The sequence below is a fragment of the Paenibacillus wenxiniae genome (assembly GCF_039822605.1).
Classification (GTDB): Bacteria; Bacillota; Bacilli; order Paenibacillales; family Paenibacillaceae; genus Saccharibacillus; species Saccharibacillus wenxiniae.
This window is the reverse complement of record NZ_JBCGUH010000007.1, coordinates 156,581-175,881: the sequence shown is the minus strand read 5'-3', so window position 1 is coordinate 175,881 and position 19,301 is coordinate 156,581. Positions and strand designations below refer to the sequence as shown.

The following is a 19,301-nucleotide window of genomic DNA, read 5'->3' as shown; positions in this document are numbered from 1 at the left end:
ACCAATCCTTTTAAATTTTATCCAAAAATTTGATAAGCTTAATGTTGACTTTGTCACTGGGTTTAATTAGAATTAAGAAAAATTATCGTTGAATCGACAAAATTAGTCAAACGCGAAGCACCATTTTTCATTGCTACATATCATAGCGTGTTCATTCTTATTGTACAATATGCGCACGTAGGATGGAGCACATTTTGCTCCACGTTTATATGGATGGTAGCATTGTCGTTTTGAATAATTGTCGGTTACGTGTTCCTTTTGCATTGATCGATTGATGTTTCGTATACTATCATGCTTTTCTGCTTTAAAGCTACAATACGTCTTTCCTGTATTGCTGTTTAGAATTAGTCGGATGAGGCGAAGCATATACAAACCCATACAGATGAACATACATAAGGAGAGTTCTATGATGAACATTTTGATTACTGCACCGTACAATGAGCAAGGAAGGGAGCAGCTTAAAGCCCAGTTTGGGAATGTCATTTACCGCTGCTGGAAAGATCATGGACAGGCTTATAACGAACAGGAATTAATCGAATTGTTACAGGAAACCGAAGCGGATGGATTAATTGTTGAATTAGATCAGGTTACAGCGCGTGTGCTAAATGAAGTGCCTGCTCTACAATGTATCGGCGTATGTCGTGGAACCCCTTCGAATGTGGATGTACAACTAGCGACAGAGCGAGGTATTCCTGTATTTTATACACCGGCTCGTAATGCTCAGGCTGTGGCGGAAATGGTCGTTGGCAGTTTGATCACGCTATTACGCAATGTAATTCCTTCCAGTCAATGGCTCGAAGCTGGAGAGTGGACAAGCGGCAGTTTGACGGCTTATCTCAAATTCAAAGGTAATGAGCTAGCTGGCAAGAAGGTAGGTATGGTTGGATTTGGCGCGGTAGCGCAGCGAACGGCTGGCATTTTACGAAGCTTTCCATGCGATATTCAATACTATGATCCTTATGTGACCAGTCCAGATGCTCGTGATCGTAAGCTATCATTAGAGCAGCTATTCGCTGAGAGTGATATTGTATCGATCCATTTGCCCGTGACTGCGGAAACGAAAGGGCTGATTGATGAGCAATTGCTATCCCGTATGAAGCCGGAAAGTATTTTTGTAAATACCGCTCGTTCAGCCGTTGTCCAGCATGATGCATTAGTACGGCTATTAGAACAGAAAAAAATCCGCGGCGCTATTATTGATGTATTTGATCAGGAGCCGCCATTACCACAGGATTATGAGTTGATCCGTTTGTCCAATGTACTAGCTATTCCTCATCTAGCTGGTGCCAGTCACGAAGTGGAAGATCATCATGTACAGATTATGAATCGGGCGTTAAAGCAGTGGTTTATTGAAGGTGATCATTCGGTATCCACACTGTATAACAAAGCCATATTGGAGGGGAAGACCAATGACACAACAGGCATATCTCGTCTTTGATATCGGTACAGGCAATGCTAGAGTAGCGGTCACAACGATTGAAGGAAAAGTGCTAGCACTGGCAAGGGCTGATATTGCGTACCAGCGCGATTCGCTGTATCCCGATAGCTGTAGCTTTGAACCGGAGCAATTATGGACGCAGATTGTGAACCTCGTTCAGCAGGCGTTAGCAACTGTACCGCAGGCAGAAGTTATCGGAATCACTTCGACCAGTCAGCGGCAAGGCATCGTATTGATCGATAAGCAAGGAGCATCTTATCTTGGTCTACCTAATATTGATAACCGGGGGCGAGAATGGGAAGAGTCGGCAGGTGATGCAGCGCGAATATATAAGCTGACAGGTCGAACGCCATCGGCATTATTTTCCGCTATGAAACTTGTTGGTCTGCGTGAGCGACATAGAGCCGCTTATGAAGCATTGCATCAGTTTACGAGCATTAGTGAATGGGTCATCTATCAGCTAAGCGGTCAATTGATTTACGAGCCTTCACAAGCTTCCGAAACATTGTTATATGACGTAGCAGAAGGTGAATGGTCAGCGGAGATGTGCAAGCAGTTTGACATCGATCCTTCGATATTGCCGCCACTGGTGTCATCAGGTACGGTAATTGGCACACTCAGCACGGCACTTGCTTCAGCATGGGGACTTCAAGCTACCATTCCGATTATTGTCGGAGGGGGAGATACTCAGCTTGCCATTGCCAGTACAGCGGCACAGCCAGGCGATCTGGTGATCGTATCCGGTACGACGACACCTATTGCCAAAATCATTGCCGATTATGTTAGCGATCCGGCGCAGATTGCCTGGATCAATGCACATACGTCGGAGGGGCAATGGTTAGTGGAGACCAATCCAGGTATTACAGGACTTAATTATCAACGACTCAAACGTATTTTTTATCCAAATGAGAGCTATGCCGTGATGGAACAGGAGATTAGCGAGCTGGCAACTAGCGAATGTACAGCAGCGCTGGGCGCCTATCTGTCTACAGAAAAAAATGCACGCGTGCAGGGAGGCTTTCTATTCGATGCACCGATTTCTGACCAATTGAGTCGGGCGCATTTTGTCAAAGCAGCATTGGATGAAATTGCATTTTCAATTAAAGTACATTTTGAACAGTTAATGAAGGTAAGTCCACTCCAATCTCCGATCATTTATGCATGCGGTGGAGGATTGCAGAGTCGGTTGTTAGTGCAGACGTTAGCCAATTTACTAGGACAGGAAATACGGGTACGTGAAGGCTATGAACAGGCATCGGTCGCTGGAGCTGTAACGCTTTGCAATCAAGCGTTAGGTTATAGGGATCGTGTGGAGCAGGAGCAGCCGGTTCATATATTTATCCCTCAACCATCCGAAGCTTTAGAGCAAGATTATAAACAGTGGCGGCAGACGCAGTTATGGTTTGGCAGTCATACGAAAATAGCCACGGCTACAGCATCTATACAAGACGCCATCTCTGAACTTCGTCATTAAAATATAAATCGCATAGGAGTGTACATGATGAACATACTGGATCGAGTTGGGATTCCTAAAACACTGGCTTGGGGTTATCTCGGTGTATTGATTTTCATGATGGGTGATGGATTGGAGGCAGGCTGGCTCAGCCCGTATTTGGTACAGCAAGGATTGAGCGTACAGGATGCCGGGCTATTATTTACGATCTATGGTGTAACATTAGCTATCGCTTCCTGGTTCTCCGGTGTATTTTTAGAAGCATTTGGCGCGAAGAAATCGATGTTACTTGGCTTTTTATTTTATGTGATCGGCACTTCGGCATTTATCGCTTTTGGTATTTCGAATCTTAATTATCCGATCATGTTAATCACGTATGCAGTCAAAGGGTTTGGTTATCCACTGTTTGCGTATTCTTTTCTGACGTGGATTACGTATCGAAGTCCGCAAAAGCGTCTCGGTACAGCGATCGGATGGTTCTGGGTCGCTTATTCCGGGGGGATGTTCGTACTGGGTGCATATTATTCCAGTTATGCGATTACCCACCTCGGTTATATGCGCACATTATGGAGTGCCGTAGTACTGGCAGCGATTGGTGCGGTGTTCGCCTTATTGTTAAACCGTGATAAGCTTCCTAAAAAAGCAGGCAATACGAGTGAGACACTGCGCGAGTTGGGCAAAGGGTTAACGATTGTGAAATCTCATCCTAAAGTTGGACTGAGCGGTATTGTACGTATTATTAACAGTGTTGGCTCGTATGGATTCCCTGTCTTTTTACCGTTACATATGGCTCAGTACGGGATTACAACGACAACATGGCTCAATGTATGGGGCACGATTTTCCTCGGAAATATCGTATTTAATCTATTGTTTGGTATAATCGGTGATAAATTTGGTTGGAGACAGACGGTCATGTGGTTTGGCGGTGTAGGCTGCGGAATTTTCACCCTACTGCTATATTATGTGCCCGAATGGACAAATGGTAATCTGTGGCTAACGACGATCGTCGGGTTTATCTGGGGCGGCTTGCTGGCAGGGTATGTACCGATTGCTGCGCTGGCACCGTCCGTGTCTGGCGGCAACAAAGGTCCTGCCATGTCGATTGTCAATCTGGGCGCAGGCTTATCCGCTTTTATTGCGCCTGCGATTGCGTATGCTTTTATCGGTACAATCGGTGCACAGGGAGTCGTCTGGGTGTTTGCGATCCTATATTTTATTAGTGCCGTTATTACTCGATTTATTACGACACCGGAAGAAGAGGCAACACGTGTCAAAGCGAAAAGACGACTGCGTGGCAAAATCGCCTGATTGAGCTGTTGACTTTACCCGTTAACTTTTTTACAATAAAAACATTGTTACAACCGGGCAAGCCATGTCTGGACATACGTAATACTCAGTGAAAAGGAATAGTAGTACCGGTAAGCATTGGTAGAGAGTCGGCGGTTGGTGCAAGCCGATATGATACGGGTACGAACTCGCCTTGGAGATATGTGGCAAGAAAGACTACAGACATGCTGTATGCTGATACAACAGTGCAGTCAATCCAAACCGCATCGGCTTCCTGCCGTTATCAGGCAACTAAGTGAGTGAATAGTGAAGCATACTGTTCGCTAACTAGGGTGGTACCGCGAGAACAGCCTCTCGTCCCTAGCGATTTTATACGCTGGGGATGAGGGGCTTTTTTATGGTTTACGCGCCGTGCACATACGGTATACAGGGTCGCCGCAACGACCATACTTACATTATTTGAAGGAGGAACATGTATGACGACAGATAATCATGCAGCTCCACAGGGTTACCGCCCGCAGGAGATTGAACCGAAGTGGCAAGGCTACTGGGATCAGAACAAAACATTCAAAACCGAGGACGAGACGAGTAAGCCGAAATTTTATGCACTCGATATGTTCCCTTATCCGTCAGGGGCCGGTCTGCACGTAGGTCACCCTGAAGGATACACAGCAACGGATATCGTTTCCCGTTACAAACGGATGAAAGGCTTTAATGTGCTGCATCCGATGGGCTGGGATGCATTCGGTTTGCCAGCAGAGCAGTATGCGATTGATAAGGGTGGTCATCCACGGGACTTTACCCAGCAAAACGTCAACAACTTCCGCCGTCAGATCAAATCACTCGGTTTCTCCTATGATTGGGATCGTGAAATTAGTACGACAGACCCGGATTATTATAAATGGACACAATGGATTTTCCTGCAATTGTACAAAAAAGGTTTGGCTTATATCGCTGAAATTCCGGTGAACTGGTGTCCTGCACTCGGTACCGTACTGGCAAATGAAGAAGTCATCGATGGCAAAAGTGAGCGTGGTGGACACCCGGTTATTCGTCGCCCGATGCGTCAATGGATGCTGAAAATTACCGAGTATGCCGATCGCCTGCTGGATGATCTGGAAGAGTTGGATTGGGCGGAAAGCATCAAAGACATGCAGCGCAACTGGATCGGCAAATCGACCGGTGCGGAAGTGACGTTTGATATTGAAGGCAGTGACGAACAGATTCGTGTGTTCACGACTCGCCCCGATACATTGTTTGGTGCGACATACTGTGTACTTGCGCCAGAACACGCGCTGGTCGAGAAAATCGTCACCGCAGATCAACAGGACGCGATCAAAGCGTATCAGGAGAAAGCATCGCATAAGAGCGATCTGGAACGTACCGATCTGAACAAAGATAAAACAGGCGTATTCACTGGCGCATATGCGATCAATCCGGTGAACGGTGAGAAACTGCCAATTTGGATCGCTGACTATGTACTGGCTGCTTATGGTACAGGCGCAATTATGGCGGTTCCTGGTCATGATACACGCGACTGGGAGTTTGCACAGAAGTTCGAGCTGCCGATCATCGAAGTCGTTGAAGGCGGCGATGTGACGAAGGAAGCTTATACTGGCGAAGGTCCACATGTGAATTCCGGTATGCTGGATGGCATGACGACCGAGCAAGCGATTCCGGCTATGATCGAATGGCTGGAGCAACACGGTAAAGGTGAAGGCAAAACGACGTACCGTCTGCGTGACTGGCTGTTCAGCCGTCAACGTTACTGGGGTGAGCCGATTCCAATCTTGCATCTGGAAGATGGTACGATCAAGCCCGTTCCAGAAGAAAGCTTGCCGCTGTTATTGCCTGATCTGGACGAAATCAAGCCTTCCGGTACAGGGGAATCGCCACTGGCAAACGCAACCGACTGGGTGAACACGATCGATCCAGAAACAGGGATGAAAGCACGCCGCGAGACGAATACGATGCCACAATGGGCAGGTAGCTGCTGGTATTACCTGCGTTATATCGATCCGAAAAATGATCAGGAGCTGTGTTCCAAAGAGAAGCTGGACTACTGGCTGCCCGTCGATCTGTATATCGGTGGTGCAGAGCACGCTGTACTTCACTTGCTGTATGCTCGTTTCTGGCATAAAGTGCTATATGATATTGGTGTTGTGCATACGAAGGAGCCATTCCACAAGCTGGTCAACCAGGGGATGATCCTCGGTACAAACAATGAGAAAATGAGTAAATCGCGCGGTAACGTTATTAATCCAGATGATATCGTAAACGAATACGGCGCAGATACATTGCGTCTGTATGAAATGTTTATGGGTCCACTGGAAGCGACCAAGCCGTGGAACGAAAATGGTGTGGAAGGTATGTATCGCTTCCTCGGACGTGTATGGCGTCTGTTCATCAGCGAAGATGGTAGCCTGAATCCAAAAATCGTTGCTAACGGTGGCGATGATGCGTTCAAACGTACATGGCACAAAACGATTAAAAAAGTGAGCGAAGATATGGAAGCACTGCGCTTTAACACAGCGATCAGTCAGCTGATGATCTTCACGAATGAAGCTTACAAAGTAGAAGAATTGCCACGTCAAGCGATGGAAAACTTTGTGCAGCTGCTGTCCCCGCTGGCTCCGCATATTGCCGAAGAGCTGTGGGCACGTCTTGGTCATGAAGGCGGTATTACGTATCAAGCATGGCCTACACATGACGAAGCATGGACAACAGAATCCGAAGTGGAAATCGTGATTCAGATTACAGGAAAAATCGTACAGCGTGCTAACGTGGCGAAGGATATGGACGCGAAAGCATTGGAAGAGTTCGCACTGTCACTGGAAACGGTGCAAAAAGCAATCGAAGGCAAAACCGTTCGTAAGGTCGTTGCCGTACCGGGCAAGCTGGTAAACATCGTTGCGAACTAATGGTTAAGCTATCGTTTAAAAATTGAACTATAGTTTACTGTGTATAGTTCAACTAAATTTTCATTTATAAAGATGTACTGACCAGTATCGATTTGATGTATCGCTTTATTTTACAATTGTATATTCATAAAGCATGACAAAGTGAAAGCAGCACTTGACGCTCCGACTATCTAATGATGGTCGGAGCGTTGTTTTGTATATATGCGCTCTATTTAATTGCATATTGTTAATGTAGGTGCATATGTTGAATACATCTATACATTCTCAAGCTGTACCGTCAAATAGTTGGATAACGAAATTGTCCACATCTGCTCGTGTTAGTGCTCTTCTAACACGAGGTACAATGAAAAGGGATTTTTGCGAAGGCAAAATATGTTGCTGCTATAGAAACTGAAGCGTCTACATGTTCAGTGATCGCAAGCAAATTCAATAATGGAAATTAAATAAATTGGTAGCAATTAAATAAAGTAATAGCAAGTAAATGCAGTGGTAGCAAGACAATGAGTCATTATGTTCATTACACTACGCTTATTGTATTGTCTGAAAATAATTTTGGCGTAGAAAGGGTAAGCTTTTTCCAATACATAGGAGGTAAGATGATGAAGCGAGGAATGATAGCAGGGATGGCAGTGCTGGGCATGCTAGGAGTCGGATTAATGATCGCCGGACTGATACATTCACCGGACAAGGAGGCAGCATGGCAATCATGGAATGATCGTGTCGCAGTGTCTATGCAGGAAAATGAAGCGACAACGAAGAACAATCCATATAGCAAGCAAAAGGGTACGCCTAACGTTGTGACCGATCCACCAGCAACAAGTCAAGACGCCTATACAGGGGCAGTCAGCAAGGGAAACGTTGTACCGCAAAGCGAGTCAATTACGCACGCTGATCATCGCTCAGTAGCGGATTCAGCAATTGGAGCATCGACAACAGAGGTCATACCAAAGGCTGACCAACGCATGGCTACGGATGCTGCATCAGTTGACGGAGCACCGGCTAACGGAAAAGCAACAAAGGATGCTATGATAGATCATAATAAACATAAGTCAGACACGAATCAGACCGACAACGCGACAACTACGATCGTCGCCAGCGAATCGACTCTTTCCCCAGCTTTATCAGTGCAAGCTAGTAAAATTAGCATCAATGATGCTGGACTGGCTGAACTTACCGAGCTGCCGGGCATTGGAGAGAAAAAAGCACAGGCGATTATCGATTATCGTCGTACACATGGCCCCTTTCGTCATGTGAATGAACTGGATCGTGTAAAAGGGATTGGTAGCAAGATGCTTGCCAAAATGCTGCCGTATGTAAAGCTGTAATGATAGAGGGGGAAGTGGAAATGCGCAAAGATTGGGACACTTATTTTATGGATATCGCCCATATGGTATCTACTCGTTCACGTTGCCCAAGAAGGCATGTAGGAGCTGTACTGGTACAGGGGAAAAAGCTGCTCGGTACCGCTTATAATGGTGCGCCGATGGGCGTGCCGGACTGCTCGGAAGCAGGCTGTATGATTTCCGAAGCAGTCGAGATTGTACGTGTGGATGGCGTGGAAACGATGGTCAAAAAACAGCGCTGTATCCGCACGATTCATGCGGAACAAAATCTACTGCTGTTCACCGATCGCGCCGATCGTGAAGGTTCGACCGTCTATGTCACGGATGAGCCATGCTGGACATGCGCGAATATGCTGGCAAATAGCGGCGTGATTGAGATTGTATACCACCGCAGCTATCCAAAAGATAGCGACAAAGTGCATGAGATGATGGGACAAAAAGGTATTATTTTCCGCCAAATTCAAGCGTATGAACCACCACGTGAGACCGTAGCTTACGAGATTCCATAGAGTCGGCATAGGTAGAACGCTGGGCAGTGGCTGAACATGGCTTGATTGTAGGTAGAACGCTGGACTATGGCTGAACATGGCTTGATTGTAGGTAGAACGCTGGACTATGGCTGAACATGGCTTGATTGTAGGTAGAACGCTGGACTATGGCTGAACATGGCTTGATTGTAGGTAGAACGCTGGACTATGGCTGAACATGGCTTGATTGTAGGTAGAACGCTGGACTATGGCTGAACATGGCTTGATTGTAGGTAGAACGCTGGACTATGGCTGAACATAGCTTGATTGTAGGTAGAACACTGGACTATGGCTGAACATAGCTTGATTATAAGTAAAACATTGGGAAATGGCTGCGCTGCATGATAGGTAGAAGTTCGTACTGAAAAGATACATTGAATTATAGATTCGGGGAAGTATACATTCGTGAAATCTTAGCAAGATCGACTCAACACGATCGAGATCACTTTGAAGTTTGAAAAGTTCATGGCTGCACTATGTGATTGTCCTATGATGCATGAAGCTGCTCAAACTGTTAAATCATCATTATAATAAAGATAGATCAATAAAGATCAATAAAGATCAATAAAGATCAATAAAGATCAATGAAGATCAATGAAGATCAATAATGGAAGAACCGTTATTTTCATCTGCTGTTAGTGTGCTTTGAAGCACTAATCGCTGAGAAATAGCGGTTTTTTGTGTTGTCATTATTTTCGCATAATACGTTGATTACGAGCAAACATGTATAGCTAAATCAAGCTGGTACAGGCGGATATATATGGTCCAACCGATGAATACAAATGCAATAGTAATGTATAGGAGGCTATGACCTAATGAATATAAGTTATACGATAGAAAAGGATAACTCCATCAGACAAATCTACCATAACATAGCGAATGAAATGATAACGAAATCGAGCACAGAACGATGACGCAAACACGTCCATTGGTCGTTTTATGTGTAGCATGGATCGCAGGTAATGCATGTGCAGCATTATTGTCCGGTAACTCTTTCTGGTATGCGTGGTCTGGGGTTGTTATTTTAATGCTGTTAGGTGGGATGTGTTTACATTTTTTGGCGCGCACTTCGTCGCCTAGATCTCATCTACAAGTGCCGGTTGTTATCATACGGTCTGTCTTACTCTGGATGATCGTATTTATTGTAGCGGCAGCTTACTGGCATTGGAACGATGTGTGTAATACAAGTCAGCTGCCAGACATTCTCGGTCAATCCCGTGCTGATCTAATCGGGCAGCAAGCTAAGGTGACGGGTGTTATTGCGGGCGATACGGATATCGATGGAGATTGGGTTCGTTTTCCGCTGGAAGTGTATCAATTGCAGTCTGTTGAGCCAGCAACAACATCGGTTTCGCAGGACTCACCTGATCATCCGTATCATAATGTGCATCAGGATCATAATGAGCACGCGATCCATTTACCAAAACATGAAATGATTATCGTTCAACTCAAACTTGCTCATGAACAAGAACTCCAGCTTGCCGCAGGCTGGCGGCGTGGCGATCAGATAGCTGTGAAAGGAAGCTGGAAAGAGCCGGGCGTAGCGCGTAATTTTGGGGCGTTTGATTATCGGCAATATTTGCGTAAGCAGCATATTCACTGGATGATGGAAACAAATGGAGCTGATTCGCTGCATACAGTAGAGCTACCTTTATCGATAGGGGCGGAGTACAAGGGAAAGATGCTGCGCTGGAATGATCATGTGCGAAAGCAATTGGGCACGCAAATTGAACGCATTTTCTGGGCAGCTGATCAAGGATATATGAAAGGATTGTTGATTGGTGACGCCGATGATATTGATCCAGCATCATTTGCGGCTTTTTCACGGTTAGGCTTGACCCACATTTTGGCGATTTCGGGGTTGCATATTGCGATCTATGTCGGTTTATTATTATGGCTGTTACGTAAAATAGGGCTGACTAAAGAAAGCGCATGTCTGATCGTGATGATATTATTGCCGTTTTATGTCCTGTTAACTGGAGCTTCACCATCTGCAATTCGGGCAGGTTTGATGGGCATGATCGGCCTGTATCTGGCAAGTCGGGGTATGCTCAAAGATGGACTACATATTTTGTGTGTTGTTGGTTGGATGATGCTTTTATATGAGCCTTATTATTTGCTGGATGTGAGCTTTCAGCTGTCTTTTGCTGTGACGGCTGGACTTATCATTTACGTTCCGCTGGTCCATGCACTGCTTGCGAAAGTTCCGGTTCGTATGCGTTCGGCTGTAGCGGTGACACTGGTAGCACAGTTGATTTCATTTCCATTGACGATTTATTATTTTAACCAGTTTTCTTTGCTGTCGTTTGTAGCGAATTTCCTACTTGTTCCCGTGTCAGGCTTGCTCGTATTGCCATTGGGCACACTTGCACTTGCCATTAGTTATGTATGGCTGCCTGTCGGTATAGGACTGGGCAGCTGTGTCTCCTGGTTGAACCAATGGTGTTTCTGGTTGGTCGATGTATTGGATGCGATACCAGGGATGCTAACGATCTGGGCGTCGCCGGAACTATGGCTTATTTTGGCTTATTATGGACTATTGTATGTAGCTTTACGGTGGATGCGCGATATACAACAATGGGTGGAGCAGCATGGGGATGATCCATTGTATAGATCAGGGAATCGGCGTCTGCCTATTCATTCTGTACACCCACATGCACATACCGCACATTCGCATTCTGCACATTCTGCTCATTTATATGAAAATAATACACATGCACATTCTGCCCATTCACATGCGTATACCGCACATTCATATTCACATTCACATACTACACATTCGCATGCCCATACTGCATATTCATGCGAAGCGGATGCGGTTTTTGTCAGAGCGGACTCCTTATTCTATGTAATCCCGTTTTGGAAATTATATGCTCGGCGCGGTTTACACTGGCGTGTCGGTTGGACACGACGTCGGTTGAGGTCGATACCTGCTCTGCTATTAAGTTTAATCATATTACTTGGATACTGGTACCATTCGCCACATCATGGTAGCGATGGCATCGTGCAATTTCTGGATATCGGTCAGGGAGATAGCATTTTGATTACGACACCGACAGGCAAGCATATTTTGGTAGATGGTGGGGGGACGGTACATTTTCAGCCATCAGGTCAGCAATGGCGTCAGCGCAAGCAACCGTATGAAGTAGGCAATAAACTACTTGTACCTTTGCTAAAACAACGCGGCGTGCATGAGCTTGATGCTGTTATTGCTACCCACTGGGATCAGGATCATGTAGGTGGACTGCAAGCGGTCATCGAAGCGATACCTGTGCGCCAATTTCTATTCAATGGAACGATGCCAGACCATCATCAGCGTGCTGAGATGATTCAACTTCTGCTGGATAAAAAGGTGCCGATGTATGCTCCAACTGCCGGTATGACGATGCAGCCGGATGAGGCTACCCGGCTCGATTTTTTGGCACCTGCGGCTTCGTCTTCATCGTCGGTCGCAGCAGTAACAGCTGCGCCGCTTATAGAGAGTGCATGGACTGCTACAGAACAACAAACGATGCCATCAACACTACCAACGTCGTTACCGGTACGCGAAAATCAGAATTTGTATTCACTAGTCTTCATGTTAACGTTGCACGGAAGGCATATATTGTTCACTGGAGATGCAGATACAACCGAAGAACAATCGATATTAAATGAATTACAGGCGCAGCAATTGCAGTGGCGTCCCTCTGCCAAAGCAGATACAAAAGCAACAAACAGCTATGTTGGATATGCTAATGCAATCGATCCGGTTAAGCATGAGAATAAATTGGCAAATACTAAACAAAGTGTTCCAAAGCATACTGCTAACACCACTAAAAGTATTACTGCTAATAACACTACTCATACTTTTAATAACATTGCTAACAGTAACATTAGCAGTGTTATTAAAAATAATGCTGCCAATAGTACCTTCACTGCGATAGATCAAAATAATGTAAATCAATACACAACAAACAGATCTGCACTCGTGCCTTCTGCGGATGCAACGTTACATGTAGCCCCATTTCCTATACCTATCGATGTGTTAAAAGTAGGACATCACGGCAGCAAAACGTCTACGTCAGCCGCATGGCTCCATTATTGGCAACCGCGTTTGTCTGTCATCTCAGCAGGTGTGAATAATCGCTATGGTCATCCGAAACAGGAAGTGTTGGATCGCCTTGCTGCCGTACATTCCGCTATCGCACGTACAGATCAGCAGGGCGAGATTCAAATTCGTATCGATTCTTCCGGTCATATACAAATGCGATCAATGCTTGAAGAGGCTAAGTTTGTAAACTAATAAATTGGTCGCGTTCAACCGTCTGTATTTATATATCTGTATTTGTATACAAGAACCAGATATTGAATGAGGAAACGGCTAATTCCTTCATGCTATGCCATCTGTACATATAGCTTTTCAACTGCGATCGTGTGACAAATTGCGATCTTGTGATAAATAGCGGAGTTTTTAAGCAAAGTATAGAGTCACATGTGTCCATAGATATATATTGTTTGTGAAACTTTTTAGCGCGATATACATGATCCTGTTCATTGGTAAAAGGCAAGATGATGTACAAACCACCTGCATAATGCAGATTGTCTCACATAAGCAAGCGAGCCAGAAGATGACGGATACAGCGGTTTTTGGTATCCTAAATACAGCTATGATTTGTTTTCGCATATGACCCGGCTCGATGTCGCCCGTATAGTAGTCCAAATGCATCCCGGATTCGTATGATTTCTACATAGGGTAAGTGTTTGTAAAGCGATTTACTGCACTTTCCGAGTTGAAGCAATAAAATGAAATTAATTTAACAAAGACTGCAACAATCTGGATGCGTCTTGCGTCTAAGAGGTTGTAAGGAGAGGGGGATCCTCCGTGGTGGAGCAGGGACTCATCAAGGCCGCCCAAGAGGGAGACCGGGATGCTCTAATCACCCTATTAAGAGAGATAGAACATCATGTGTACAAAACAGCTTATTACATTTTGAACAATGAACAAGATGCTCTGGATGCGGCTCAGGAAGCGTTAATTCGCATTTATACCAAAATAGGTTCCTACGAAGAAAAAGCTCAATTTAAGACATGGGTACAGCGGATCGTTACGAATATCTGTATTGATAAATTCCGTCGCAACAAACCGACGGTTTCGATTGAAGAGCACGAAATGGTGTTTGAAGGTCATGATGATGTGGAGCATGAGGTCATGCGGGCGTATACCTCCAATGATGTACGGGAGGCTATTAACCAGCTACCGGAGCACCACCGCACTGTGATTGTACTACGCTATATTCAAGATCTTTCTTACAATGAAATCGCGGACTGCCTGGATTTACCTTTGAACACAGTCAAATCGTATTTATTTCGCGCCCGCCAACAATTACAAAGTCTGCTAGCAGACTATGAGAAAGGAGGATTGATTGGATGAAACGTGAAGTAGCGGAAGAAAGGATGAGCCGCTATTTGGACGGGGACTTGAATGGAGAAGATACCAAGGAGTTGTTCCGCTATATGGATGAGCACCCGGATGCAGCCGAAACTTTTCGCATCATGACCGCATTATCGCTGCGTCTGGAAAAGCTGCCGGATGTGAAACCGAGATACAGCCTTGTGGACGCGATATTGCCTCAGCTGGATGAGCTTGATGCTCAGCGCCGTACCGATAGCGCAGCCGAGATCGGCATTATGGAACGGCAGAAGCCAGAGGTTGATGAAGTGGCTGAACGTCGCCGTCAGCGTGGCAACTGGCGTGATCGACTGCCTGTGCGCACGATCGGGGGGATCGTCGCAGCAGGTGTTGTGCTCGGTATTTCCATCGCCAGCTATGAGCCTAAGACGCTTACTGACGCAGGGCCGGAAGCATCGCCTTATCGTTATAACGAGACAGGCAGCATCGGTCAAAAAGATAGCCCAACTACAAATCCTGAACAAAGTTCTTCACCTAAAGCTTCGGACTCTACCGGTAAGTCGCAGGATACCAAAAAGGACCCGTCCAATGCAACGGACGCAGAAAGTTCATCCAATGAGCCTTCTGACGGAAAGAAATCGACAGACACTCCTGAGAGCACAAAGTCGGATCAGCCACAACAACAGGAGAACAGTACGAAGACGACTCCTCCGCAAAGTGAGTCGAACAGCAGTGACAAGGGTCAACAGACACCATCTTCGGGCAACCGTGGCGGGGTTCCAACAACGACTGATAAAGGCAATTCGCCTTCTACAGACAATAGCGGGACAGCGGGAACTACACCGGACAAGCAGACAGATAAAGGATCTTCTGCTGCTAACTCAGGTAACGATGGTTCAGACAAAGCACGCTCGTTGACGACACCACCATCGGACCCAAGTACAACCAACCCTGAATCTACGAATTCGGGCGAGGCGACTGGCTCTACGAATTCTTCAACACTGACACCGTCAGATGGCCAACCGAATCAAATTGTGCCAGAAGGTACACCATCAACTTCTGGAACAAGTACGCCATCGACCGATTCACCATCCACTCCTAGCTCGACCGGTACTAATAATAATGGTGCAGGCTCAGCAAGTGTGAATTCACTGAAAACGGAGCAGGAATGGAAATCACCGTCGCAGGATTACACGGTCGTTCTGACAACGAACAACACACTTCGCCTGGATAGTATCGCTGCCGATAACGTGAATGGCCGCAGTGTCGTATCTTCGATCCCTTTAAAAGGAACGTGGATCGCTGGCAAATGGTCTGACGATGGCAAAGAATTTACGTACCAGGTGAATGAAAATGGTATTAACAAAACGTACAAAATTACAGTGGGCAACTAAGCTTCGCAGTGCTTAGCGGTTCCAGGGAACCTGTAACGGTATGGAAACGAATGAACGTATGAAGGTCAGAGCAGCACCAGTAACTATGTGTTTCTGGCATCCGGTTCATCAAACAATACAGCAACTTGCTGAAGCAAAGGACTTCCTCGGTGAATTCACCTGGGAAGTCCTTTGTTATGATGTGAGCTACTTTGCGGCTTCTCTATTTTCCGTTACAATGAATATATTGAAGTCAGGAGGCACACGGTATGGATTTGAAGACAGCAAGTAAAGATATTCAAAATAATAATCCTGCGCCGATCTATGTATGTTATGGCGCCGAAAAATACAGAATTAATGAATTTGTCGATTTTGCGATTCAGAAGCTGATTGAACCGGAGCATCGTGATTTTGCCCTTGCTCGCTATGATTTGTCGGAGACACCGCTGGAAACGGTGCTGGAAGATGCAGAGGAAATTCCGTTTATGGTGCCACGCAAGCTTATCATTATACGTGATTCGTCTGTGCTGGCGGCTGGCAAGGATAATGGTAAAATCGAGCATCGGGCGGAGGCATTGCTTCGTTATATGGAGGAGCCAGTTGATTATTCGATCCTATTGTTCTGGGTGAATGCAGAAAAGCTGGACGAGCGCAAAAAGGTTGTAAAAGCACTAAAAAACAAAGCCTGTTTGCTTCCTTTTCAACCGATGAATGCGGACGAGCTATTAACATGGTTAATTCGTCATGCCAAAAAGCAGGAATGCGAATGCTCTAAATCCGTAGCAGAAGCACTTGTACAGGCCGCAGGCACAACGCTTGGCATTTTATCGGCAGAGATGGATAAGCTCTGTCTGCATGCTGGACGCGGCGGTACACTTACCGAACAGGACGTCGAAAAGCTCGTTGCACGTAGCACCGAGCAAAATGTGTTTATTCTCGTTGAGCAGATTGCTGCCGTCCATTTGGAAAAAGCACTGACGATCTTTTATGATTTACTCAAGCAGCGCGAGGAACCGATTAAGATTGCAGCGCTCATTGCTCGCCAATTTCGGATTATGCTACAGGTGAAGGAACTGGCAGGGCAGAACTATTCGCAGCAGCAGATCGCTTCTCAACTGAGCTTGCATCCGTATGCCGTCAAAATTGCCGGCGAGCAAGCCCGCCGATTTGAGTCAGCAAAGCTGCGTTCGATTCTGGCTCATCTGGCACGGTTGGATTACCAGATGAAAACGGGAGCGATTGACAAGGTGCTAGGGCTGGAGATGTTTTTGCTGCGGTTAGGTGCGTAAATAGATAGTAAACTAGGAGAGATAGCCAAATAGTTCGCACCAGATCCAGACCCTAACGAGCTGATTTTACTTGTGAACCTTCGTAATTCTTTTCAGATTAAGCACAGCGAATGCAGAAAAATATATGCAAGTACGTAAGCTGGCAGCACTGTACCTGAATACGTAAACGGTATTGTAGGTCTTGTCATGGGAGAAGTATACAAAAAGCCTGTAAAGTAGAGGGATGCACGAGTAAGATCATCGTGGTATTTTCTACGTTGCAGGCTTTTATTTATCTATTTATTTATTTATTTATTTTGCAGGGCTTATCACTGTTAACAATTAACGATAAAGCGCAGCTTATATCCGCTTTAAAACTTAAATTTGATCGTATAGCGCCATGTCTATAGCTTAAGATTTATATCCGATCTAAAGTTGAAATTAATCTCGGTCAGGATGCCAGACAGAATGAATGATCGATAGCATCTATTTTAAACAGATACGCCTAAAGCGATATATCCTATCAAAATAAACAAATCCCTATAAACAAATTCATACAAACAAATTTATATAAACAAAATAAACCCCTCACCGGCAAAGCCGATCAGGGGTTTATGGAAAAAGCAGCATTACGCTTGGCTGGAAAGTGCGTTCAGTTTCTTAGCCAGGCGAGATTTTTTACGGGATGCTGCGTTTTTGTGGATGTGACCTTTAGTTACAGCTTTATCCAAGCTTTTGGAAGCAGCAGCAACTGCTGTTTTAGCAGCATCAACATCGTTATTCACGAGTGCAGAATCAGCAGCTTTTACGCTAGTACGCAGAGCGGACTTTTGAGCTGCGTTCAGTGCACGACGCTTTTCGCTAGTTTTCACACGTTTTACCGCGGATTTAATGTTAGGCATTACATTCACCTCCTGTAAAGCATATACGAATCATCGTTAAGACTCACAACTCTAAATATATTATCATGTTATATTCAGTTTTGCAATATAAATTGCTGTTCGTTTCTGTTCAGAATGTTTGGGTGCTTTAATTTCTCACTGTTACGCAAATGAATATCAAAGCTTATTATTATTTATGTTGTACTTGCAACAAAAATAGCGTAGGATGAAATCATTTCTATACTATGGCATGTAATCAAACTGTTTTTGTGAGGGCATCAACTACTGTGGGAAGACATAAGGAGAACGACTTCGGTCTCGTACAGGAATCTTTAGAGTGAGAATACAATAGTAGATTCCCATGCTCAAAGGCAGCGCGATATTTTGCTTAAGCAAAAATCCTTTTTCATTGAACCTCGTGTTAGAAGAGCGCTAACACTAGAAGCAGTAAAATATTTTGCTTTGCAAAAATCCTTTTTCATTGAACCCCGTGTTAGAAGAGCACTAACACTAGAAGCAGTGAGATATTTTGCTTCGCCAAAATCCTTTTTCATTGAACCCCGTGTTAGAAGAGCGCTAACACTAGAAGCAGTGAGATATTTTGCTTAAGCAAAAATCCTTTTTCATTGAACCCCGTGTTAGAAGAGCGCTAACACTAGAAGCGGTAACATATTTTGCTTCGCAAAAATCTTTTTTCATTGAACCTCGTGTTAGAAAAGCACTAACACTATAAATCGTCTCTTCCCCTTAGTTCCTTCCCGCAGCGAAGTGCTGCTTACAGAAATACGAGTTTGCTTACACGTCCTAAACTAACCTTTTCCATAACGAAAGGAAGAACATGATGAATCCAACAACTGAATTAAAGCATGTGACCACGATAGAACAGCTCGAACTGGCAAAACATATCCGGCAGCATGTATTTGTAGAAGAACAGGGTGTGCCGCTGGAAGATGAGTTTGACGACTATGATCGTCTGGATGCGGCATGTACGCATCTGCTTGTTTATTATAACGAACAACTGGCAGGTACAGGACGGTGGCGGCTAGTAGACGGTACAGCCAAGCTGGAACGAATCTGTCTGTTGCCGGAGTTCCGTAAATACGGTCTGGGAAGATTTTTGATTGATGGACTGGAGCAGCAGGCACGGAAGCAAGGGCTACGCCATTTCCAGCTGCACGGGCAAAGTCAGGCGGCGCCATTTTATGAAAAGTTAGGATATCGCATCTTTTCCGTACCTTTTATGGAAGATGGAATTGAACATGTATGGATGATTCGTGAGGTGTGATTTGGATTTGCGCTGAATATACAATTAGGCAGGACTTTATTTCGTTCTTCTAATGGGATTGCTGGGTCAACGACCAACTGCTATAATGAATTGATTAATGGGAATGGTTAACCTTTCACACAGGACCGGACCATCA

Annotated in this window: 13 protein-coding genes and 1 other annotated feature; of the genes, 12 read left to right on the top strand and 1 reads right to left on the bottom strand. The window is 45.2% G+C overall.

The features are described from left to right. Positions 1 to 409 precede the first annotated feature (409 nt). The 11 genes from AAHF22_RS14455 to holA all read left to right on the top strand — a co-directional run bounded on the left by AAHF22_RS14455 (position 410) and on the right by holA (position 17,020). Entirely contained in the window at positions 410 to 1,438 is a 1,029-nt protein-coding gene (locus AAHF22_RS14455) for a 2-hydroxyacid dehydrogenase (protein ID WP_347325727.1), read from the top strand. Continuing rightward, positions 1,410 to 2,912: an FGGY-family carbohydrate kinase gene (locus tag AAHF22_RS14450; protein WP_347325726.1), complete on the top strand. Its 1,503-nt coding sequence runs from the start codon at positions 1,410 to 1,412 to the stop codon at positions 2,910 to 2,912. The genes AAHF22_RS14455 and AAHF22_RS14450 overlap by 29 nt, the downstream gene beginning before the upstream one ends. A gap of 33 nt (positions 2,913 to 2,945) precedes the next feature. Further along, the gene (locus tag AAHF22_RS14445) at positions 2,946 to 4,199 is read left to right on the top strand and encodes an MFS transporter (protein WP_347325860.1); all 1,254 of its coding nucleotides are present in this window, start codon (positions 2,946 to 2,948) and stop codon (positions 4,197 to 4,199) included. A gap of 79 nt (positions 4,200 to 4,278) precedes the next feature. Continuing rightward, positions 4,279 to 4,543: a binding site (T-box leader), on the top strand. Between the two features lie 111 nt (positions 4,544 to 4,654). Beyond that, a complete protein-coding gene (leuS, locus tag AAHF22_RS14440) occupies positions 4,655 to 7,099 on the top strand; it encodes a leucine--tRNA ligase (protein ID WP_347325725.1) in 2,445 nt (814 codons plus the stop codon). 599 nt (positions 7,100 to 7,698) lie between these two features. Beyond that, entirely contained in the window at positions 7,699 to 8,424 is a 726-nt protein-coding gene (locus AAHF22_RS14435; RefSeq protein ID WP_347325724.1) for a ComEA family DNA-binding protein, read from the top strand. Positions 8,425 to 8,444: 20 nt separating this feature from the next. After that, positions 8,445 to 8,951 (top strand): deoxycytidylate deaminase, encoded by a 507-nt coding sequence (locus tag AAHF22_RS14430; RefSeq protein WP_347325723.1) that lies wholly within the window; start codon positions 8,445 to 8,447, stop codon positions 8,949 to 8,951. A gap of 928 nt (positions 8,952 to 9,879) precedes the next feature. Further along, the gene (locus AAHF22_RS14425; protein ID WP_347325722.1) at positions 9,880 to 13,251 is read left to right on the top strand and encodes a ComEC/Rec2 family competence protein; all 3,372 of its coding nucleotides are present in this window, start codon (positions 9,880 to 9,882) and stop codon (positions 13,249 to 13,251) included. 579 nt (positions 13,252 to 13,830) lie between these two features. Then, on the top strand, positions 13,831 to 14,379 hold the full coding sequence (locus AAHF22_RS14420) for an RNA polymerase sigma factor (protein WP_347325721.1): 549 nt from the start codon (positions 13,831 to 13,833) through the stop codon (positions 14,377 to 14,379). Then, positions 14,376 to 15,752 carry a hypothetical protein gene (locus AAHF22_RS14415; protein WP_347325720.1) on the top strand — a complete coding sequence of 459 codons (1,377 nt, stop codon included), beginning with the start codon at positions 14,376 to 14,378 and terminating at the stop codon, positions 15,750 to 15,752. The genes AAHF22_RS14420 and AAHF22_RS14415 overlap by 4 nt, the downstream gene beginning before the upstream one ends. A 40-nt stretch (positions 15,753 to 15,792) precedes the next feature. Beyond that, positions 15,793 to 16,023, top strand: coding sequence for a hypothetical protein (locus AAHF22_RS14410; protein ID WP_347325719.1), 231 nt, complete (start codon positions 15,793 to 15,795; stop codon positions 16,021 to 16,023). After that, positions 16,001 to 17,020: a DNA polymerase III subunit delta gene (holA, locus tag AAHF22_RS14405; RefSeq protein ID WP_347325718.1), complete on the top strand. Its 1,020-nt coding sequence runs from the start codon at positions 16,001 to 16,003 to the stop codon at positions 17,018 to 17,020. The genes AAHF22_RS14410 and holA overlap by 23 nt, the downstream gene beginning before the upstream one ends. Before the next feature lie 608 nt (positions 17,021 to 17,628). Here the strand turns inward: holA and rpsT are convergent. Then, entirely contained in the window at positions 17,629 to 17,901 is a 273-nt protein-coding gene (rpsT, locus tag AAHF22_RS14400; RefSeq protein ID WP_347325717.1) for a 30S ribosomal protein S20, read from the bottom strand. A gap of 820 nt (positions 17,902 to 18,721) precedes the next feature. On the opposite strand from rpsT, the gene AAHF22_RS14395 reads away from it, so the two are divergent. Next, positions 18,722 to 19,165: a GNAT family N-acetyltransferase gene (locus AAHF22_RS14395; RefSeq protein WP_347325716.1), complete on the top strand. Its 444-nt coding sequence runs from the start codon at positions 18,722 to 18,724 to the stop codon at positions 19,163 to 19,165. Positions 19,166 to 19,301: the final 136 nt, after the last annotated feature.